The sequence below is a fragment of the Flavobacterium nitrogenifigens genome, assembly GCF_003254565.1.
Taxonomy (GTDB): domain Bacteria; phylum Bacteroidota; class Bacteroidia; order Flavobacteriales; family Flavobacteriaceae; genus Flavobacterium; species Flavobacterium nitrogenifigens.
This window is the reverse complement of sequence record NZ_QJRI01000173.1, coordinates 179,427-199,423: the sequence shown is the minus strand read 5'-3', so window position 1 is coordinate 199,423 and position 19,997 is coordinate 179,427. Positions and strand designations below refer to the sequence as shown.

Below are 19,997 nucleotides of genomic sequence, written 5' to 3'. Positions count from 1 at the left end.
TGGTAAAATTCAAAACTTGCATTGAAAAGATATTACCCAATATTATTGTTTTTATTGTTGATTTTTTCAGGTTGTAGCCAAAAGAAAAAATCAAAGGAACTAACTTCAGTGCAGGATAGTCTTCCTATTTATTTGTCATTGGCAAACGATATTCAGATCAATTATGCCCTTAAACAACAATATGCTCAGAAGGCATTTTCTATAGTAGTTAAACAAAAAAATGACTCTATTAGCAGGTTTAATTTGTTTAAGATTGCCAATAGGTATTATAATATGAATGATTTTAAATCATATCATGAAATTTCACAACTAGTTTTAGATAGGTCCATAAGCAGCAAAGATTCGACAAGCATTGCAAAAGCTTATATCTATCTAGGGGATTATTATAGTTCAAGAGTGATTTCTGACAGTGCTTTTAGAAATTATTTTTTAGCGCAGAAGATTTATTTGCAAATTAACGATCAATATAATTTGGCAAAAACCTTATTGAGCAAAGCAAGTCTGCAATATAACGAATCCGATTTTTTCGAAAGCGAAATATCTGTTTTCAAAGCTTTAAGCATATTGAAAAACCAGAAAAATGTAAATGACCAGCTTTATGAATGTTATAATCTGTTGGGTATTTTATATAATGAAAGGGGAGAATATGAAAAGGCACTGGAATATCAGAATAAGGCTTTAAATACTTTAAATGATAAATCAATTCCAGCTGATCTTCAGCTAAAAGCGACTTCTTTAAACAATATCGGGTTTGTTTACATGCGCATGAAAAATTATAAACAAGCCATTGTTTATTTTGAAAGGGGACTTCAAGAAAAAAACCTATTCGAAGAAAAAACTATTTTATACGCCATGCTGCTTGATAATCTAGCTTATTCAAAATTGAAATCAAAACGATTAGACGGACTTCCAGTTCAGTTTTATAGATCTCTTAAAATTAGAGATAGTCTAGGATTGAAAATGGCTAAAGTATCCAATCAAATTCATTTGTCTGAGTATTATGCGTTTAAAAGAGATACATTAAGGGCTATACAGTTTTCGAAACAAGCTTTACTTCTTTCCCGCTCTTCAGATAAATTAGCAAATACTTTACTCGCTTTAAAGCAAATCGCTGTGGTAGATCCTGAAAATGCCTCCAAGTATTCAAAAGAATATATTCAATTGAATGATAAAATGCTCAAAGCAGAGCGAAATATGGGAGAAAAATTCTCTCGCATCGAATACGAAACCAACGAAATTAAAGATCAAAATTCTAACCTTCAGGAAAAGAATAAAACCTTGGTTTATGTTTTTAGTATTTGTACATTGCTCGGGTTGTTTTTTTATGTTTACAAAACACAGCAAGCCAGAAATCGTGAGCTTCTTTTTAAACAGCAGCAGCAGATTGCAAATGAAGATATTTACAATTTGATGATTTCGCAACAGAACGAAATTGAGCTTACGCGAATAAAAGAAAAGAAAAGGGTAGCGCAAGAATTGCACGATGGTGTTTTAGGACGTATGTTCGGTATTAGAATAAGTTTGGACAGCTTAGATAAGTTGGACGAATCTGAAGCTATTTCTAAAAGAAAAAAATATCTTGACGAATTGAAAAATGTTGAACAGGATATTCGAGAAATTTCGCATGACTTAAATCGGGAAAAATCGGAATTAATTAATAATTTTGTTTCGATTTTGAGCAAACTATTTGAAGATCAGATTAATACATATAGTTCAAAATTGATTACTGTTTTTGATCCTGAAATTAAATGGGATTTGATAAGTAACATTGTAAAAATCAATCTGTACAGAATTGTTCAGGAAGGACTTCAGAATTGTAATAAATATGCAGAGGCAGATATTATTAAAGTGGAGTTTAAAAATGAAAATGGTAATCTAGTTTTAATCATTGAAGATGACGGAATTGGATTTAATACCAATAAGACTAAAAACGGAATTGGTCTTATTAATATAGAATATCGAGCAAGAGAGTGTAAGGGAACAGTTACCATAAAATCTGCCAAAGGAGAAGGAACAATTCTCACCATAAGAGTCCCAATAGAGCCAAATAATAACCTGCATAATGACATTTGATTTAACAGCTTCAGTTCCACAATTGGTTAAAAAGAATATTTTAATAGTAGATGACCATCCATTTATTATTGAAGGATATAAAAACGCTATAACTCGCTATAATCCAAAGCAATATGAGTTTATTATTTCTCAGGCACATGATTGTAGATCAGGTTATGATATAATAGAAAATAATAGCACGCTAGATTTTGATATTGCTTTTTTTGATATCAGTATGCCTCCTTATGAGGAAAAAGAGATTTTTTCTGGTGAAGATCTGGCAAAATTGCTTTTGAAAAAAATGCCTTCTTGCAAGATTATTCTTTTGACGATGTATACTGAATTGCTGAAAATCAAAACCATTATCAGAACAATTCAGCCCAATGGATTAATCATTAAAAATGATCTTACTTTTGACGAATTGCTTTTGGCTTTTGATAAAGTAATGAAAAACGAAAAGTACTACAGCCAGTCGGTTGTGAAAATGCTTAATCAATCGACGCATAATGCGATTGAGATTGATCAATACGATAAACAGATATTAGTTCATTTGGATAAAGGAACTCCAATTCATGAAGTGCTGCAAAATATTCCAATTTCTTTAAATGCCATCGTGAAGCGAAAAAAGCATTTAATGGAATTGCTAAAAATAAAAACGGGCTCTGATCACGATTTAGTAAAAGAAGCAAAAAGCAAAGGGCTTTTTTAGAGAGAAAAATTCCAATAAAAAAAGTCAAATAAAAAATTCCAAACTCCAATGCTCACGTCATTATTGGAATTTGGAATTTTTTATTATTGGAATTTTCTAAAATTTATTCGCTAAGGGCATCCCATCCGCGGGCTTTTAAAGCAATTTTTGTGTTGGCGCGGGTTACAAGATGGATTCCTTCATTTTCTTCTGTCATATGCCCGATAACAGAGAAATTTGGATTTCCTTTTATTTTGTCGAAATCATTAATATCAATCGTAAATAAAAGTTCGTAATCCTCACCACCGTTTATAGCAACCGTTGTGCTGTCAATATTAAATTCCTCGCAAGTAGAAATAAACTGCGGATCTAATGGCAATTTATCTTCATACAAATTACAGCCCACTTTTGATTGTTTACAGATATGAATAATCTCAGAAGATAATCCGTCTGAAATATCGATCATTGCTGTTGGTTTTATGTCTAAAGCATGAAGTAGGGTGCGCACATCTTTTCGTGCTTCAGGTTTCAATTGACGCTCTACCAAATAAGTATAAGGATCTAAATCGGGCTGGTTGTTTGGGTTAACTTGGAAAACTTGTTTTTCGCGTTCCAGAACCTGCAATCCCATGTAAGCAGCTCCAAGATCACCAGTTACAACCAATAAATCAGTTTTTTGAGCTCCGTTTCTGTAAACCAATTCATTTTCATCAGCTTCTCCAATGGCAGTTATACTTATAATTAATCCTTTTTGAGATGAGGTTGTGTCTCCGCCAATAACATCCACTTTATATTCTTTTGCGGCATGTGTAATTCCTGCAAACAATTCTTCTAAAGCTTCCAAAGGAAAACGATTCGAAACGGCAACCGAAACTGTAATCTGAGTCGGCTTTGCATTCATTGCACAAATGTCAGAAACGTTTACTACAACGGCTTTGTATCCTAAATGTTTCAGTGGCATGTAAGCCAAATCAAAATGAACTCCTTCAATTAATAAATCGGTTGAAACGACTACTTTTTTGTCTTTAAAATCAAGAACGGCAGCATCATCGCCAATACTTTTTAAAGTAGATTCCTGAGTAACGTCAAAGTTTTTGGTTAAATGATCAATTAAACCGAATTCGCCTAATTGAGCTATACTAGTTCTCTGCTGATTTTTATCTTCAATCATTTCTGTTAAGTTCCAAAGTTATTAAGGTGCAAAGGTACAAAGGATTTTTTTAAAGATGCTAAGATTCTGAGATGCTAAGGTTCTAAGTTTTTTTATTCTGTAGAGACGCACTGCAGTGCGTCTCTCTTATGTATAAATTGGGTGTAGATTTCCGATGTGTTAAATGCACTTTTGTGCGTATAAAATGTGCTAAATAATATTTTTTAAAATATTTTTTTTGCTGCTGACAAACTGTTGTCACCAGCCCATTTTACTTTTGAAGCATTAAAAATATTTAAACTTTAAAACCATGAAAACATTAGAAGCACAAGTTATTACTTCAGAAGATTTATTGAAACACTGGCAAGGGCACAGAGCACTTACACGTCGTTTAATTGAGATTTTCCCAGAGAAAGATTTCTTCGAATTTTCAATTGGCGGAATGAGAACTTTTTCAAAATTAGTAGATGAGCTTTTGGCTATTGCAGTTCCAGGTCTAAAAGGAATTGTAACGAAAGAAACTGCACCATTCTCAGAAGGAACAGAAAAACTAATTTTTAAAGCACAGTATCTTGAAAAATGGGATGAGGCTACAGTAGAAATTGATAAATATTGGCAAGAATTATCGGTTGAGGATTTTAGCGAGACTTTTAACCTTTTTGGACAATATGAATTTCCTGTAATTCAGAATATCTTATACTTTATCGATAATGAAGTGCACCACCGCGGACAAGCTTATGTTTATCTGAGAGCATTAAATATCGAACCACCATTTTTCTGGGAGAGATAATTCATAATTTTTTACTATCTTAATATCACAATCTAAAACTAAGAAAATGAGTTTAAAAAAGATAATGTCCAATTTTGCAGATTACAATTTATGGGTAAACCAACAATTTGTAAACTGGCTTTCGCCAAAAGCTGATGAATTGCTTTATGCAGAAGTTCAATCGAGTTTTTCAACTATTATGAAAACGTTAGACCACATTTGGTCTACAGAAGAATATTGGTTTTCTGTAATTTCTGAAAATGAAATGACAGTAAAGAAGCCAGAAAGCGAATTGTCAAAAGAAGAAATATTTGAAGGATTGCTCAATTCATCTACAAGATTGAAACACCTTATCAATTCATTATCCGAAGAAGATTTGATGAAAGAAGTTAAAATTACAAATCCGTGGTTTGAATGCGAACTGCCAATTTCTGAATATTTAATTCAGGTTATCAATCATGGCACTTACCATAGAGGACAGATTGTAACCATGGGAAGAAATATCGGAATTACAGATGCTTCCAACACAGATTACAATTTTTATAATGTGATAAAACAGAAATAAATGAAAAAACTCCTGAGATATTGCTCTCAGGAGTTTTTTTATAAAAGTCTTTTTCTGTTAATTTCTAACAATTCTAAGACATTTGTTTTTAATATTTCGGGTTCTAGAATTTCTGCATAATCTCCAAACATCAAAAACCATCTCGGAAAAGCGTTATTAATATCTCTAGACATAAAAGTCATTTCGATTTTTTCGCCAACCTCTTTTTGCGAAATAAAACCATGATATTTTCTTTCGGATGCTAAATATCTCGCTATTTTTCGGTCAACTAAAAGACGAACTTTTGTTGTTGGATGAGCATCTGTTTTAGTTAAATAGGTTTCCAGGGCATCATGTTCGATTGTAAAATCAACGTCTGTTTTTTTTATTCCCTGAATTCTGTCGGTTCTAAACTGTCGGTAATCTTTTCGAAGATGGCAATAACCCAGAAAATACCAATTATTATTGTCGTGAAAAACTCCAACAGGTTCAAGATTACGTTCAGTGGTTTCGTCTTTTTCAAAAGTTTTATAGGTCAAAAGAATTTGTTTTTTTTCTGCAATACCTTCAAAAAGTACTGCCAAAGTATTTGGCGAATTATCATTGAACATCGGTTCTGCATCTTGCATGACAATTCTAGATTCGATGTTCGAAAGATAATCTTTGTCGTTGCTTCTCAAAACCGCTTTCAGTTTATACATTGCTGACGCATAATGCGTTCCCAAAGAAGGATCCGTAAACTTCTGCATTAATTTTTCGGCAGCAATAAAACTGCTGACTTCTTCGCGAGTAAACATAACTGGCGGAAGACGATAGCCATCCATTAAAGCATAACCAACTCCAGCTTCACTATAAATAGGAACTCCAGACGCTTCCAGAGTTCTGATGTCTCTATAAATTGTCCTTAAACTACATTCAAAACGATCGGCCAATTCTTGTGCTTTTACAATTTTTTTAGATTGCAATTGGATAAGAATAGCTACAATTCGGTCAAATCGTTTTGGGGTTTCGTCGAGCATTTTTTCTTTTTTTGGTTCAAAGGTTAGAGGTTCAAAGTTACAAAGGTTTAATCTTTGTAGAAATAAAAAAGCTGTTCCAAATTGAAATAGCTTTTTACTTTATAAGCCGAATGAAATTAAACATTTTTTTGCATCTTTACAGAATTATAGTATTAAATTTTAAAGTATCGAATGAAGTTTCCTTTTGAGCCAGTTATTTTTGGTTATGAAATTAATATCCATTTAGTTCTAGAATATTTGGCATTTTTTTAGGATACCGATATTATATTTTTTTGAGAAAAAAACGAATGATACTATTGTTTTCACAAACAGGTTATCGATTATTTTGGGTGCGGCAATTGGCGCTTTTACTATACTTGCTTAGAAAATTTTAAATTCTTTTTTGCCAGGTAAGCCACAAAAGCTTATATCTAAAACAATTTCTTCATTAGTTTTGGAATTTTCTAAATACAAAGCTGACATCCTATTTAATCTTTTTAAAGTGGCCAATTTGTTATAAGCAGAATATTCTATATAAACATTATTATCAATTGGCATCGCTCTAAATCCATCTTCAATTTCATCTATTATTTGTGATATTCTACTCTTAGATTCAGATGGTTTTAAATACATGGCAATGGCAATGTTTTTTTCTTTATTGGCTAATTTATCTCTAAGGAAATCATAGTTTTTATTGTTTAATGCATCAATAATTAAATTGCATTCTGATAGTAAAGCTTTTTTTAAATCGAACTTGACATCTTTTAAGTTTACTCCATTCTGCCATGCATCGAGTTTATAAGATACATTTGACATAAAAACACTTTTATGAATTATAAAAGGAATGTTTTCCTGAACAGGAGCTGTCTGAAAATTTTCAAATTGCTGTATAAATTTAAAATCGCCAGAACTTACATCATATTCTATAACTTTATATCTAACATAAGATTCTTTATGAAGTTTTGTTCCTCCTGAAAGAGGAGATACTCTAATTTCTATATCTTGTTCACCTTTTTCTAGAATCCCATTATTTATTGGGATATCCATTGTTGCTTGTCCATCTACATTTAAAGAAAAAACACAAACATCATTTATGCGTACTTCAAAATAACACATAAAAGCACTACAATCTAATTCGTAATATATTTGACTCATTTTTTATAGAAATTATTTATCTTTTGGAGTACTCCTTGCTTTAAAATTTTCCAAAACAGTAAGCCATTCTGGATTATTTGAATTTAGCATTCGAGTCCCTTGTTTTACAATCGTAAACTCAGTGTTTAAATATTTTTTATGATCTCTTGTATTTTCAGTATTTTGTTCCAATAAAACCCACTGTTTGGATTCTTTTAGTTCCCAGACTAAAGCACTGCCATTTTCCAGACCTGTAGTTCTTTCTTCAGGTTTACCAAACCTCTTTTTTAGATAATTAAGTAAATCTTCTCCTTCTTTATCATTTGTTACATATACAGTAAAACCTAAATAATTGTTTTTTTCAAAATTGTCTACATGTATATAAATATCACTGTATGCGTCATCATATCCATTAGGGACAGCGTATTTAGAGAAAAAAACCTCGCCAAACCTAAAGTAATCCAATTGAGTGCTTCTATACGACTTTAGTCCATATGCTCCATTATCGTCTTTTTCAATTTCTTTAATCTTTTTAATATTTTCGGGAATTGATTTATCAAATTCTAATGTTTCTAAATCTGTTTGAGAATCGCATGAAGTTACCATCAAGCTAATTGTAAATAACAATATTATTATTTTCATTTTAATTTTGGATAAGACATATTAAAATTATCTAGAATTGTAAAAACTTTAGGGTCAGATGAATTTTCTATTCTAATTCCTTGCTTGATAATTGTTATTCGAGTAGCTAAATAAATATTACTTTTTCTAGTATTTTCTTTGTTTTGAAACACAAAAATCCATTGATTATGTTTTATATCATTCCAAAAAAGAGATATTCCATTTCCTCCAGTATCTCTATTTTCTGGATTGTCATAATTTTTTTTTAAGTATGATAATATTTTTTTACCATCTTCTTCTTTGGAAATATTTAAGGTGATACCTAAATATTTATTTGAATCATAATTATCTACATTAATGTATAGATTATTTGTTCCATAGGAATAGCCATTAGGAATACTATAATTTGAAAGGGCAATGTCTCCAAATTTGAAGATTTTTAAATTTTCCGTTTGATATGATTTTAATCCATTATTATCATCTAATCTTTTCTCACTTTTTTTTAAGTTTAGAACTATGTTAGAAATATCATCGTCATATTTTAAGGTTTCTAAGTCAGTTTGAGAATTGCAGGATGTGATCATTAAACCAGTGGTAAATAATAGTATTAATTTTTTCATTTTAATTTTGGATGGAGATATTGAATTTGATCTGTAATAGTAGGGAATTTAGAATCATCTGAGTTTTCTAATCTTATGCCTTTTTTTGCAACTACAATGCGAGTAGATAAATATGATTTATCTTTTCTTGTATATTCTGTAACTTGAGTTACCAAAATAACTTTTTTCAGAGGTTTTATATCCCACAAATATGCTTTACCATTATTATCACCAGCTTGATATCGCTTTTCAGGTTTTCCGTATTTTTGCTCTAAATACTCCAATATTTTGTTAGACTCTTCAAGATTGGTGATTTCCAAAGTTATACCTATGTATTTATTTGAATTATATTGATCGACATGAATATCTAATCTATTGTTGCCATACTCATAACTTTCAGGGACTTTGTATTTTGAAATTGATGTATTTCCAAATTTAAAATTTTGTAATTCATTTGTTTCGTAAGACAAAAGACCAAAATTTGTTTCTCTAGTTTTTTCAACATCCTTTATATCTTTTATAATGTTTATAACATTGTCATCAAATTTTATCGCATCTAAATCTGTTTGAGAATTGCATGATACATTTATTGAACAGATAATGAGTAATAATAGTTTTTTCATTATTCAATTAATAAAAACGACTTTTTAACATTTCTAAAACATCAAATGCATTTGGGTTTTCGTCTAATATTTTTTTTATGCTTTCTGGATTGTTGCCTTTATCAGGAGTTAATTTCAATCCTCTTTTTAAAATAGTTACTTCTGTTGAAATGAAGCTATTTTTATCATTATTGTAATATTCAGTATTTTGTGTTATATAGACTAACTGATTTTTTTTTTTGTCATCCCACAAGTATTTAGATTGAATATGATTGTCTTTATTATAAATGTTTTGTAACAGAGGTTTTCCTAATTTAGTTTTCATATAGGATAATAAATTTTTACCCTCATTTTCATTTTCAATTTTAATGATTAAACCAGATAATTTATTGTTTTTAAAATTATTAACATAAATAGATAAATTGCTAGTGTATTTAATTAAACTACTTTTTACATTATCTTTAATTTCTAATTTTGAGAGATTTACATCTCCATATTTAAAATTATCAATATTTGTAGTTACATAACCAACAAAACTATATCTGATGTTTTCATCTTTTTCAAATATTGTTGTATCAGTAACTATTGATGAAATGTCAGAGTCAAATTTTAACGTTTCTAGATCCGTTTGAGAATTACATGATGTCATGATTATAATGGTTGTAAATAATAAGATAAAATTTTTCATAGTTATTTTAATTTTTAATTAATGGAATATTGGCACTCATATTAAATAATTCTTCTAATTCTTTTATGACATCAAACGGAGGAATAACATCTTTTATAGTTCCCTCTGCAATTTTATAATCGTCTTCACGAGTTTCTTCTACTGATTTTTTATCTTTCACAATTTTCATCGCGAGACTTACACTTATTCTAACTACATATTTTGCATCCATACCATCAAATCCAAGCTTTGGTCTGTAGTACAGTCCTTTTTCATCATAGTTAAAAGTATGTGCAAACGTTATAGAAGCTTCAGCACTTGCTGAGGCTTCAAAATAAGCTTTAACTTTAATGATAACAATGGCTGCTTCTCCCTTTATTTTAATACCAACCTTTAGCTCTACTTTTAGTTTAGCTTCAGTTTCTAATTGTAATTTTGCATCTTTTGTTTTTCCTGCCGTATTAAAATTGATATCGGTATTTATTGTTATAGTATTGGTAATAATTAAATCCATATAAATATCAACACTTGCGCTTAAGCCATTTTGTTCATTGCCAGCCTTTATTCCATTTTTTAATTGTCCTTGAATTGCATTGTATAATTTTAATACTCCTGGGCCTAAACCAAATATTTCGCCACCTGCAAAAACAATAGCTCCTAACAAATCAATTGTTACTTCCAGTCCAATAAGAGGTTTGGCATGTAAACCAATAGTTACATCTGTTCCAATTATAGTTTTGTTATCTTTTGGATGGGCTAAAAACCAATCTCCAGTAAAAGATAGATTAGGCGGTTTTACAACAAAACTTGCAGGAATACTCTTAGATACAGTGTCGCTGAAGGTTCCTTTAGTTTTATTTGTAATACCATCGGCTAATGCGCCTATTGAGGCAAATATATCGTAAGCTTTTTTGAATTTTGTCTCGTACTCAGCTTTTAATTCCTTACTTTGTTTTTCGTTATCCCATTTGGCTTTTAAGCTAAAACCAATTGAAGCATCTTTTTGCTTCCATCTTCTTTCAGCACCTATTTTGCCAGATTTTTTTTGCAACTCCTTTACATCAAATTCATTTTTATTCTGCCATTTAACACTTAAATCATTAGTAAGGTTTAAGAAAAACTCAAATGTCCATTTTATATCTGGGTAGGCTTTTATCTGAATAGTATGATTAGCATCATTGGAAAAATATCTGCAAGAATGAACATCAATAAAATAGTTGTTTGCTGAATCCATACTTTTTTCAACATTTAAAACATGCGTTATGTTATATCTTGGCCATATATATTGTAATGGAGCAGGATTCATCCATGACAAATCTGACTTTACCGGAAAATCTAATTTATTACCCACCTGATCCTTTGCTTTAGGATACTCTGTTGAATTTACTCTAATGTTTTTTTTGTGTTTACCTGTAAAACAGGCCTTGTTTTGATATTCTGTAACGTCAATAGTAATGTTTTGGCTATGGCTTGGCGCAATAGTTTCATAAATTATAGTTTGAGCGTCGTGACCAAGAGAGTCAAATGCAATATCTACACGACGATTCTCGATGTATTCTTTTTCATTTTTGTATTTTATATTATCTCGTCCCTTTTTGTCATCGGTTGGGTTTACTTCGCCACGGCCTATTGAAATAATACGTCGGGCGTCCAGACCTCCATCAACAAATAGTTTTTTTACAGCATCACTGCGCTGTTGTGATAATTTTTGATTGTATTGTTCCTTGCCAATTACACAAGCATGACAGTCAATTTTTATTGTTGAAAAATGTGATTGCAATAAGTATTGTAAAACATTGTTGAGCTGTGTTTTGGCTTCTGCGGTTATTTCATGTTTTTCAAATTCAAATAGAATGGTTTTTGAAATAGGCGTTTTTGGATTTGTTACTTTGCTTAAATTTTTACCATTATTAAATAATTCTACAGGTGTTTTTGTAGGTTCTGTTATAGAGATAGTTTCAAACTTACAAAGCTCATATCGCTCTTCATTTTTATCAGGCTCACCTTTTTTTATTGGAGATATATTTGTTGGAGGTTTTATTTCTTGAGAAACAACTTTTTTCTTAATTTTTAGATACTTGGCATGATCGATTATGCCTTTTTCGCCAGTAATATAGGTCTTGGTAACTGGATCGTAAATTTTTATATAAAATTCTTCTGTTTCTTGAAGATCTTTAATAGAGGAGTACCAGGCAAATGTGTTTTTAATTTCTAGATTTATTTCGCCATCAATGACTTCTACGCTAAAAATTTTGCGCATAAGCGGATCTTTAAAAATCATGAAATGTCTAAAAATTTCGATTTGCATGTTTTTATGTCCGTTAAGGCCTTCTGTTTTTAAATTTAGATATATCGTTTCTCCATAGGAGAAAGTATGTTTTTTGCTAACATCCTCGCCATTGTAGATTTTGCACCATTTGTTGCTTACTATCTTTGGAGGTGAATAGCCACTAATATATAAGCCCGTTTCATCATGAAAATCTCTTTTTCCACCAAGACTTGCTTCAAGATAATATTGAAATGGCCCACATAAATGAGGAGGTATAGTTACTTGAAAAGGAGTACTTGCGACCAAAGTTCTTTGATAAATTATGGTTAGCTTTTTTCGGTCTTGATATATCCAAGTTAAATTCTTTTTTTTCTCATCTTCTGTTGTGTCTTTATACCATTGGTCAACCTCGAATGTAACAACTTGATCTGCTGTAATTGTTATTTTTTTATTAGGAATAGACATATTGCTTATCACTCTGCCTCTCCCTGTCCATTTTATTTTTTTAACACCTTTTGCCATTTCCAACAATTTAATCGTTAAACTTTAGACCTTCATGTTTTGCTTTTTTGGTATACATTTCTCTCACATCAACCATAGGATTTATGAGGTTATGAACCATCGGGTTTATGTTTTTAAAGTTTTGTTCACCGGGTTCTGCCGTTTGTCCGTGATTTACAATTTCAATACAATCTGGGGCACCCATTGAACATGTTGCTTTACTGTTTTCAAGTAATTTTTTACCTTGATTACTAAGTGTAATTTTTTCGTGAAAATTATCCCATTGAATAATGTCCACAATGCATTTCTTGTATTGATTATTTCCTAGCGGTTGTTTTAAGCAATTTCCAAAGGAGTTATTTTCTAAAGTCTGCCCTAATTCTTTAGTTGTTGCAATAAGTTTGTTTGAACCGTTGTCGTTACCAAAATGTTTCGACTGTGATTTTACCTTAAGTTTATCTGTTTTAGAACTGTCTTGACTCAACTTGCATTTACAGGTTGCGCCTTGTACTACAAAATGTTCCTCGCTCATAATATTTTTTTTAGTGTGTTGCTGTTTTTTTTGTTAAAGTCTTATTGACGTGAAAGAAATATTTTTGTAAAAATGATTATTGATATGCCCAAGATGAATAGTAAGATTATATAAAGAAGAGAATAGTTGCGTTTTTCTGGTTTGTAAACGCCTGCAAATGTTAATTCTCGTGATGCGATTACTAGTTTTTCTGCAGTATGCAGGTTTGTGGCTGTTACGGTATATTTTTGAGGTATATCTAAGGCTAGATCACAAGAAACTGTAAAGGCTTCTGGCATGTAGGTATTTGGATTTAGAAAATATTTTGCCTTATAATTGCCTAATGCTTTTTCTTCAGAATACTCTTTTACTGGTATTTTGAGTTCATTTTGAAAATCGGTCTTGGTTCTAAAGTCATCTAGTTTTCCATTTATGTCAATAACAATAAGGTTGTCAATGTTCAAATGGTCGTCTATTTCCTGATGAACTAAATATTGTATGTTTTCAGTTTTAGCAAGATGTGGAAAACTAATATGTTTTTTGAGTGATAAATCTTGAGGATACTGAACATGAATTTCGTTAAACAGAGCATTTAAAAACCAGTCTTTCTGAATAGAAAAAAATAAACTGTCTTCATCTTCAAGATTTTTATCATAGATCTTAAAGTATTTTTCGGTTTGATCGCCTTTATAATATTTTCTTATTTTGCTTTTAGTTTCATTCCAGCGTTCAACTATTTGATCATAATTATTAATATATACCCATTTTCCATTTTCATCAACTACAATAAGCATGGGGTATAGTGCCTGAGAAGCTTTTTGGGCAATCTCTTCTATCATTGTATTTGCAGCAATGTTGTTTACATATAAATCTTCATAACGAGATACATAATAAAAGTGGTAACCCTCGTTTTTGGCTCGCCAGCTTATTTTGATTTGTTGTTTTATTGTGTAAATTTCTTTGCCATTTTCAATAGTACATTGTACGGCATATGTGTTTTCTCCATGAGAATGATTTAAAGTAAGTTTACCGGGAGCATCATTAAAGACTACTTTTTGACGTTGCTGTTCTTTTTGTTCATCTGTGAGGTTAACTGTTGGTGGTTGGATGATAACAAACTTTAGATGTATTGGAAAAGATGGTCCAATCAAATCTTCTAAAGGACAAAATCTATTGTGGTAAGTACGTAACTGATCAACAGAAATTCCCATATTATGAGCGACATTTTCGGGTGTATCTCTTTCTTTAATTCCATAAGTAGTATAATTACTATATGAGAATTCAGGTATATAATAATTAGGCATATAAAAGAAATATAGGATTTGTATTACAATTATCAAATATACTATTTTTCTTTCATTATTAGGTTTTGGGATAAAAAAAAAAGCTGTTCTAGTTTAGAACAGCTTTTATGTGTAAATCGTTAAAACGAATTAAAATCTAAACAATAATCCGAATTTTGGTTGATCAAAGATGTTTTCAAATAAGTTGATGTTTAATTGGAAAGTATCTGAAGATGGACCGTTTTCTGGAGAAACACTGTTGTATGATAATAAATTAGCAAGAGTAAAAGTAACTGCAATGTTTTTGGTTAGGAAATAATTTAAACCAACATTGATATTGGCTGTTAGACTATTGCTATTATCTGTGCCAGTAATTGGACTTTCGTATTTATTTCTGCCGTATCCTAAACCTACTTCTCCATAGGCTTTGAATCGTTTTTTATCGAGTTCCAATACATAATATCTTGCGAAACCACCGATTCCAAAAATGTTAGTTTTTTCATCGGTTGCTTCAACTTTATTGCTAGAATAGCTCAATTGTCCCCCAACGGCAAATTTATCATTAAGAAAATATCCAAATTTGGGATTAAAAGCATAATAGTCTTTATCTCCACCAGTAGTGATCTGGATAGAACCTTCTATAAACATATCGCCATGTTGGAAAGTAATACCTTTTGCAGAATTCATTTCTGAATCAACTTGATCTTGCTGTGCATTTGCAAAGTAAAATGTAAATAATGCTAGAATAACAGATAATTTGGTTTTCATAATCTTTTATTTTTTAAAGTTGTAAGATTAAAAATACAATTTTATCTTAAAATTAACTTTAAGTTTTTGTAAAAGCGTTAAAAAACAATCGATTAAGTTAATATTTTTATAAAAAATAAGTTTTAACTTACGTTTTTTAAAAACCAGAAATAGATTATTTATAACAAGAAACCCGATAACATGAGCCATCGGGTCTAATCTATTATCTTTGTCCTTTACTCTTTTATCTAAAAAGAACTAGTCATTCAATTTCAAAACAGCCATAAATGCTTCTTGCGGAATCTCAACGTTTCCTACTTGACGCATACGTTTTTTACCTTTTTTCTGTTTTTCAAGAAGTTTACGCTTACGCGAAATATCTCCACCGTAACATTTTGCTGTAACGTCTTTACGAAGTGCTTTAATAGTTTCACGAGCAATAATCTTAGCTCCAATGGCAGCCTGAATCGGAATATCAAATTGCTGTCTTGGAATTAATTCACGTAATTTCTCGGTCATTTTTTTACCGATGTTGTAAGCGTTATCTTCGTGGATCAATGCAGAAAGTGCATCAACTGTTTGAGCATTCAAAAGAACGTCCAATTTAACTAATTTCGAAGTACGCATTCCGATAGGAGAGTAATCGAAAGAAGCATAACCTTTAGAAACTGTTTTTAAACGATCATAGAAATCGAATACAATTTCTGCCAAAGGCATGTCGAAATTCAATTCAACTCTTTCTGTAGTTAAATACGTTTGGTTTGTAATTAAACCACGTTTTTCGATACATAAACTCATTACGTTTCCAACAAAGTCAGATTTTGTAATGATGGTAGCTTTAATAAATGGCTCTTCAACTCTATCCAATTTTGAAGGCTCTGGTAAGTCTGAAGGGTTGTTTACAACAATAGCTTTTTCTGGCTCTTTTTTAGTGTAAGCCAAATACGAAACGTTAGGAACTGTAGTAATTACAGTCATATCAAACTCACGCTCTAAACGTTCTTGGATAATTTCCATGTGAAGCATTCCTAAGAATCCGCAACGGAAACCAAATCCTAATGCTGCAGAACTTTCAGGAGTAAACACTAAAGATGCATCATTCAATTGTAATTTTTCCATTGAAGAACGCAAGTCTTCATAATCTTCTGTATCTACAGGATAGATACCTGCGAATACCATTGGTTTTACATCCTCAAAACCAGCAACCATATTTGTTGTCGGAACTTTTGCATCTGTAATGGTATCACCCACTTTTACTTCGCGAGCTTCTTTAATTCCAGAAATCAAATAACCAACGTCTCCTGCCGAAACTACATTTTTAGGAACTTGATTAAGTTTTAAAGTTCCAATTTCGTCAGCAAAATATTCGTTATCTGTAGCCATGAATTTAATTTTCTGGCCTTTTTTGATTTCACCATTTACAACTCTAAAGATTACCTCAATTCCGCGGAATGGATTGTAAACCGAGTCAAAAATTAAAGCTTGTAATGGCTCTTCTGGATTTCCTTTTGGAGCAGGGATTTTTTCGATAATGGCAGCAAGAATGTTCTCAACACCAAAACCAGTTTTTCCTGAAGCGTGAATAATATCTTCTAATTTGCATCCTAATAAATCGATAATATCATCACTAACTTCTTCTGGATTAGCACTTGGTAAATCAACTTTATTTAAAACCGGAATGATTTCTAAGTCGTTCTCAAGTGCCAAATATAAATTTGAAATCGTTTGTGCTTGAATACTTTGTGCCGCATCAACAATCAATAAAGCTCCTTCGCAGGCAGCGATAGATCTAGAAACTTCATAAGAAAAGTCTACGTGACCAGGAGTATCAATTAAGTTTAAGATATATTCTTCGCCCTTGTATTTGTATTCCATCTGGATGGCATGACTCTTAATGGTAATTCCACGCTCGCGCTCCAGATCCATGTTGTCAAGCAATTGTGCTTTTTCTTCACGAGCTGTAACGGTTTGTGTTGCGCCTAGTAATCTGTCCGCCAATGTACTTTTACCGTGGTCAATGTGTGCAATAATGCAAAAGTTACGAATCTTCTTCATTTTAGTATATCAGTTCTCTATCGAGTTTTAAGTATTTTTTTGTGTAAAATGCGCTGTAGCAATCGTTTTGACGCATCTTATCAAGTGGCAAAGATAGCGCAAAGTTTTGGATTCTGGAATTTAGTTGCACGATTTTGAAATTTGAAGTCAAAAAGCTGTTTTTCAGTCTCTAAACGTATCTATTCTATTTAAATTACTGTTTCGCATTCAATCAAAAACTTGAAGAATGTTTGCATTTATAGATTTATTTCAATTATTGTTTATTGAAAAAATGGTAAAAATGAATTTTAGCTGAGTAATTTGTAAAATTTGTGCGAATAATTGTCGGTTTAATTAAATATGATTATACTTGTAGTCATTATAACCATAAGATTGATCGACTTTGGTTTTGTATTATTTTTTTAGAATTTATCTGTGCACTAGATACCTCTTCGAAAATGATAAAATGAATTTTACTATTTACTAATCTAACCCCAACAAATTATGAAAAAACAAACTATGCAGCTTGCCACTAAATTTGGCAGACTTTCTAATGAAGAAATGAAAAATATAACTGGCGGCGTAACGCCTGTTGGTCGATTGACAGTTCCTACAAGCATTTGTGCTTCTGGATATGGTTTAGTCGCAACGGGTTGTCAGGGAACTTCTTATCCTATGCTTGATGGTTATACCTGCGTTTTGACTTGTTTATAACCAAATTGAATTCAATTAAAAAAGAGACATCATTGATGTCTCTTTGTGTTTTAGAACTCAAAATTAAATCCTTTTTCAGTCAGTTTTTTATAAATATCGGGATCAAATTTGTAGAGTTTTGCAGCTCTGTGCGATACGTCCTGCTGTTTTTCGTCTAGAGCTACTAATAATTTCATGTGCAGAATTTTTCGTCTAAAATTCGATTTATCCAATTCGATTCCAAGAATTTCTTCATATAGCTGCATCAGCTGCAATAAAGTAAACTTTTCAGGAAGAAGATTAAACCCAATTGGCGCCTGACGCACGCGGTTTCGAAGCTGTAATAAACTGAAATTTAAAATTTCATTATGGTCAAAAATCAGCTTAGGAATTTCATTTATCTTGAACCATTTTGCTTCAAAAACTTTTAAACTGGCTTTAATGTTATAATCTTCTCTATTGACCAAAGTATAATAACCAATAGTAACCACGCGTCTTTCCAGAACACGCTGCGGATCTGTAAAGGCTTTTAATTGTTCCAAATAGATGTTTTCAAGACCTGTAAGTTCTTGTAAAATTCGTTGAGCAGCATTATCTGCACTTTCGTCTATTTGAAGCCATCCGCCAAGAAGTCCCCATTTGCCTTTACTTTCGCCTTCTGCATGCTGCACTAAGAGTACTTCGAGACTCTCTTTATTAAATCCGAAGAAAACACAGTCAATCGTGATTCCTTCTACGGCTGGTTTGTGATGGTTAGTAGTTATTTCAGTCAATTTGTTGTTGTTAGTAATTTGTATTGAAAATTAGAATTCAAAATTAAATCCTTTTTCAGTTAATTGCTCATAAATTTCAGGATCAAACTTATATAGCTGAGCAGCTCTGTGTGAAACGTCTTGTTGTTTTTCGTCTAAGGCCACCAAAAGTTTCATGTGCAGAATTTTTCGTCTAAAGTTGGGTTTGTCCATTTCAATTCCTAAAATTTCTCCATATAACTGCATCAGTTGCAATAAAGTGAATTTTTCAGGAAGCAGATTAAAACCAATCGGTGCTTGACGAACTCTGTTTCGAAGGTGTTTTAAACTGTAAGCTAAAATTTCGTTATGATCGTAAATTAAATCTGGAATACTGTCTATTTTATACCATTGCGCATCAGAAGCAGTAAAACCAGCTTTAACATTATAATCTTCTCTTTTTACAAGAGCATAATAACCAATCGTAATGACACGTCTCAGCGGGAAACGATCTGGGTCTCCAAATGCTTTCAGCTGTTCCAGATAGATGTTATCAAGACCTGTTAGCTCATTCAATAAACGATGAGCGGCACTGTCTGTGCTTTCTTTTTTATAAATCCATCCTCCTGGAAGTCCCCATTTTCCTTTACTGATACCTTCAGCATGCTGCACCAAAAGCACCTCAAGACTGCCCTTATCAAAACCAAAAATGACACAGTCAATTGTGATGGCATTCATCGCGCTGTTTTCATTTTTATGAGCAGTTTTGTCGTCTACATTTTCAACCATATCTGAGATAAATTTTGACAAATTAAATAAATAAAATCATTATTAGCCTTTTTGAATACTCTATATTTTTTTAACGAAACAAAAATTTGACAATCAGTTGTTTATTAAGGAACTAAAAAACTATTGTTTTTAAACTTGTTTTTAAGTTGCTGATTGTCAATTTTATAAATCCTTGATTTTTCTACATTTTTTATTTCAATTCTTGTTAGGTTTTTACAACATTCATAAAAATGAATTGTGATTAATTAGAATCGAAAAAAAATAACCCTAATATTTTGCTAATATAGAAAATTTGTTTTACACTTGTAGTCAAATTTACCATAAGATAAATTCAAATTGACTATAAGCAAAAAAAGAACAAACTTACACTTAACTTAAACTTACCACAAATGTTTTTTCTAAAAATTGATTTAAATAGTTTTTTGATGAGATTACCATCATCAAATTTTGCAGAAAGAATCGATTTTGAAGTTTTAGAAATGCTTGTTTTTAAAACGCCTGTTTATTGTCAGCAAGCACGAAATGTTGGAAATGAGATTCAGGCCCTCATTTTGGCATCATCTGCTTGGGGAGCTTTCCCAGATTTCTCTTAGGGTAAAAAAAAAACACTAACTA

The 19,997-nt window shown here is 31.4% G+C and carries 20 protein-coding genes; 6 read left to right on the top strand and 14 right to left on the bottom strand.

The annotated features are described in order from the left end of the window. Positions 1 to 21 precede the first annotated feature (21 nt). On the top strand, positions 22 to 2,073 hold the full coding sequence (locus DM397_RS11050; protein ID WP_167511657.1) for a tetratricopeptide repeat-containing sensor histidine kinase: 2,052 nt from the start codon (positions 22 to 24) through the stop codon (positions 2,071 to 2,073). Continuing rightward, on the top strand, positions 2,063 to 2,761 hold the full coding sequence (locus tag DM397_RS11045) for a response regulator (protein ID WP_111377586.1): 699 nt from the start codon (positions 2,063 to 2,065) through the stop codon (positions 2,759 to 2,761). The genes DM397_RS11050 and DM397_RS11045 overlap by 11 nt, the downstream gene beginning before the upstream one ends. Positions 2,762 to 2,864: 103 nt before the next feature. Here the strand turns inward: DM397_RS11045 and thiL are convergent, their stop codons facing one another. Continuing rightward, entirely contained in the window at positions 2,865 to 3,911 is a 1,047-nt protein-coding gene (gene thiL / locus DM397_RS11040) for a thiamine-phosphate kinase (protein ID WP_111377585.1), read from the bottom strand. Positions 3,912 to 4,200: 289 nt separating this feature from the next. Here thiL and DM397_RS11035 point away from each other — a divergent pair, with 289 nt between their 5' ends. Continuing rightward, the gene (locus DM397_RS11035) at positions 4,201 to 4,680 is read left to right on the top strand and encodes a DinB family protein (RefSeq protein ID WP_111377584.1); all 480 of its coding nucleotides are present in this window, start codon (positions 4,201 to 4,203) and stop codon (positions 4,678 to 4,680) included. 46 nt (positions 4,681 to 4,726) lie between these two features. Next, positions 4,727 to 5,224, top strand: coding sequence for a DinB family protein (locus DM397_RS11030; protein ID WP_111377583.1), 498 nt, complete (start codon positions 4,727 to 4,729; stop codon positions 5,222 to 5,224). Between the two features lie 38 nt (positions 5,225 to 5,262). On the opposite strand, the gene DM397_RS11025 is transcribed toward DM397_RS11030, so the two are convergent. From DM397_RS11025 to lepA, 11 genes are all read right to left on the bottom strand, one after another. Next, entirely contained in the window at positions 5,263 to 6,222 is a 960-nt protein-coding gene (locus DM397_RS11025) for a helix-turn-helix transcriptional regulator (RefSeq protein ID WP_111377582.1), read from the bottom strand. A gap of 360 nt (positions 6,223 to 6,582) precedes the next feature. Next, on the bottom strand, positions 6,583 to 7,356 hold the full coding sequence (locus tag DM397_RS11020) for a hypothetical protein (protein ID WP_142479084.1): 774 nt from the start codon (positions 7,354 to 7,356) through the stop codon (positions 6,583 to 6,585). Positions 7,357 to 7,368: 12 nt separating this feature from the next. Next, positions 7,369 to 7,977 carry a hypothetical protein gene (locus DM397_RS11015; RefSeq protein WP_142479085.1) on the bottom strand — a complete coding sequence of 203 codons (609 nt, stop codon included), beginning with the start codon at positions 7,975 to 7,977 and terminating at the stop codon, positions 7,369 to 7,371. After that, positions 7,974 to 8,576, bottom strand: coding sequence for a hypothetical protein (locus DM397_RS11010; RefSeq protein WP_111377579.1), 603 nt, complete (start codon positions 8,574 to 8,576; stop codon positions 7,974 to 7,976). Before DM397_RS11010 ends, DM397_RS11015 begins: the two co-directional genes overlap by 4 nt. Then, a complete protein-coding gene (locus tag DM397_RS11005) occupies positions 8,573 to 9,178 on the bottom strand; it encodes a hypothetical protein (RefSeq protein ID WP_111377578.1) in 606 nt (201 codons plus the stop codon). The genes DM397_RS11010 and DM397_RS11005 overlap by 4 nt, the downstream gene beginning before the upstream one ends. 7 nt (positions 9,179 to 9,185) lie before the next feature. Next, positions 9,186 to 9,845, bottom strand: coding sequence for a hypothetical protein (locus DM397_RS11000; RefSeq protein WP_142479086.1), 660 nt, complete (start codon positions 9,843 to 9,845; stop codon positions 9,186 to 9,188). 7 nt (positions 9,846 to 9,852) lie between these two features. Continuing rightward, positions 9,853 to 12,615, bottom strand: a complete 2,763-nt coding sequence (locus DM397_RS10995) for an OmpA family protein (protein WP_111377576.1) — start codon at positions 12,613 to 12,615, stop codon at positions 9,853 to 9,855. Between the two features lie 10 nt (positions 12,616 to 12,625). Beyond that, entirely contained in the window at positions 12,626 to 13,126 is a 501-nt protein-coding gene (locus DM397_RS10990) for a DUF4280 domain-containing protein (protein ID WP_111377575.1), read from the bottom strand. Positions 13,127 to 13,167: 41 nt separating this feature from the next. Then, positions 13,168 to 14,409 carry a hypothetical protein gene (locus DM397_RS10985; protein ID WP_111377574.1) on the bottom strand — a complete coding sequence of 414 codons (1,242 nt, stop codon included), beginning with the start codon at positions 14,407 to 14,409 and terminating at the stop codon, positions 13,168 to 13,170. A gap of 129 nt (positions 14,410 to 14,538) precedes the next feature. Further along, positions 14,539 to 15,156, bottom strand: a complete 618-nt coding sequence (locus DM397_RS10980) for an outer membrane beta-barrel protein (RefSeq protein WP_111377573.1) — start codon at positions 15,154 to 15,156, stop codon at positions 14,539 to 14,541. A 237-nt stretch (positions 15,157 to 15,393) separates the two neighbouring features. Continuing rightward, positions 15,394 to 17,190: a translation elongation factor 4 gene (gene lepA / locus DM397_RS10975; RefSeq protein ID WP_111377572.1), complete on the bottom strand. Its 1,797-nt coding sequence runs from the start codon at positions 17,188 to 17,190 to the stop codon at positions 15,394 to 15,396. A gap of 483 nt (positions 17,191 to 17,673) precedes the next feature. Between lepA and DM397_RS10970 the strand changes: the two genes are divergently transcribed. Further along, positions 17,674 to 17,883: a hypothetical protein gene (locus DM397_RS10970; protein ID WP_111377571.1), complete on the top strand. Its 210-nt coding sequence runs from the start codon at positions 17,674 to 17,676 to the stop codon at positions 17,881 to 17,883. 50 nt (positions 17,884 to 17,933) lie between these two features. Here DM397_RS10970 and DM397_RS10965 read toward each other — a convergent pair whose 3' ends face one another. Further along, positions 17,934 to 18,635, bottom strand: coding sequence for an NUDIX hydrolase (locus DM397_RS10965; RefSeq protein ID WP_111377570.1), 702 nt, complete (start codon positions 18,633 to 18,635; stop codon positions 17,934 to 17,936). A 30-nt stretch (positions 18,636 to 18,665) separates the two neighbouring features. Next, positions 18,666 to 19,382 carry an NUDIX hydrolase gene (locus DM397_RS10960; RefSeq protein ID WP_111377569.1) on the bottom strand — a complete coding sequence of 239 codons (717 nt, stop codon included), beginning with the start codon at positions 19,380 to 19,382 and terminating at the stop codon, positions 18,666 to 18,668. A 425-nt stretch (positions 19,383 to 19,807) separates the two neighbouring features. Here DM397_RS10960 and DM397_RS10955 point away from each other — a divergent pair, with 425 nt between their 5' ends. Further along, positions 19,808 to 19,975, top strand: a complete 168-nt coding sequence (locus tag DM397_RS10955) for a hypothetical protein (protein WP_162615480.1) — start codon at positions 19,808 to 19,810, stop codon at positions 19,973 to 19,975. The last annotated feature ends 22 nt before the right edge of the window (positions 19,976 to 19,997 follow it).

Excerpts from the sequence above, each read along its gene's own strand:
- DM397_RS11010 (WP_111377579.1), bottom strand. The coding sequence starts at position 8,576 with ATGAAAAAATTAATACTATTATTTACCACTGGTTTAATGATCACATCC.
- DM397_RS11005 (WP_111377578.1), bottom strand. The coding sequence starts at position 9,178 with ATGAAAAAACTATTATTACTCATTATCTGTTCAATAAATGTATCATGC.
- DM397_RS10995 (WP_111377576.1), bottom strand. The coding sequence starts at position 12,615 with ATGGCAAAAGGTGTTAAAAAAATAAAATGGACAGGGAGAGGCAGAGTG.
- DM397_RS10960 (WP_111377569.1), bottom strand. The coding sequence starts at position 19,382 with ATGGTTGAAAATGTAGACGACAAAACTGCTCATAAAAATGAAAACAGC.
- DM397_RS11020 (WP_142479084.1), bottom strand. The coding sequence starts at position 7,356 with ATGAGTCAAATATATTACGAATTAGATTGTAGTGCTTTTATGTGTTAT.
- DM397_RS11015 (WP_142479085.1), bottom strand. The coding sequence starts at position 7,977 with ATGAAAATAATAATATTGTTATTTACAATTAGCTTGATGGTAACTTCA.
- thiL (WP_111377585.1), bottom strand. The coding sequence starts at position 3,911 with ATGATTGAAGATAAAAATCAGCAGAGAACTAGTATAGCTCAATTAGGC.
- DM397_RS11000 (WP_142479086.1), bottom strand. The coding sequence starts at position 9,845 with ATGAAAAATTTTATCTTATTATTTACAACCATTATAATCATGACATCA.
- DM397_RS10955 (WP_162615480.1), top strand. The coding sequence starts at position 19,808 with ATGAGATTACCATCATCAAATTTTGCAGAAAGAATCGATTTTGAAGTT.
- DM397_RS11045 (WP_111377586.1), top strand. The coding sequence starts at position 2,063 with ATGACATTTGATTTAACAGCTTCAGTTCCACAATTGGTTAAAAAGAAT.
- DM397_RS11025 (WP_111377582.1), bottom strand. The coding sequence starts at position 6,222 with ATGCTCGACGAAACCCCAAAACGATTTGACCGAATTGTAGCTATTCTT.
- DM397_RS11035 (WP_111377584.1), top strand. The coding sequence starts at position 4,201 with ATGAAAACATTAGAAGCACAAGTTATTACTTCAGAAGATTTATTGAAA.
- DM397_RS10980 (WP_111377573.1), bottom strand. The coding sequence starts at position 15,156 with ATGAAAACCAAATTATCTGTTATTCTAGCATTATTTACATTTTACTTT.
- DM397_RS11030 (WP_111377583.1), top strand. The coding sequence starts at position 4,727 with ATGAGTTTAAAAAAGATAATGTCCAATTTTGCAGATTACAATTTATGG.
- DM397_RS10970 (WP_111377571.1), top strand. The coding sequence starts at position 17,674 with ATGAAAAAACAAACTATGCAGCTTGCCACTAAATTTGGCAGACTTTCT.
- lepA (WP_111377572.1), bottom strand. The coding sequence starts at position 17,190 with ATGAAGAAGATTCGTAACTTTTGCATTATTGCACACATTGACCACGGT.
- DM397_RS10990 (WP_111377575.1), bottom strand. The coding sequence starts at position 13,126 with ATGAGCGAGGAACATTTTGTAGTACAAGGCGCAACCTGTAAATGCAAG.
- DM397_RS10985 (WP_111377574.1), bottom strand. The coding sequence starts at position 14,409 with ATGCCTAATTATTATATACCTGAATTCTCATATAGTAATTATACTACT.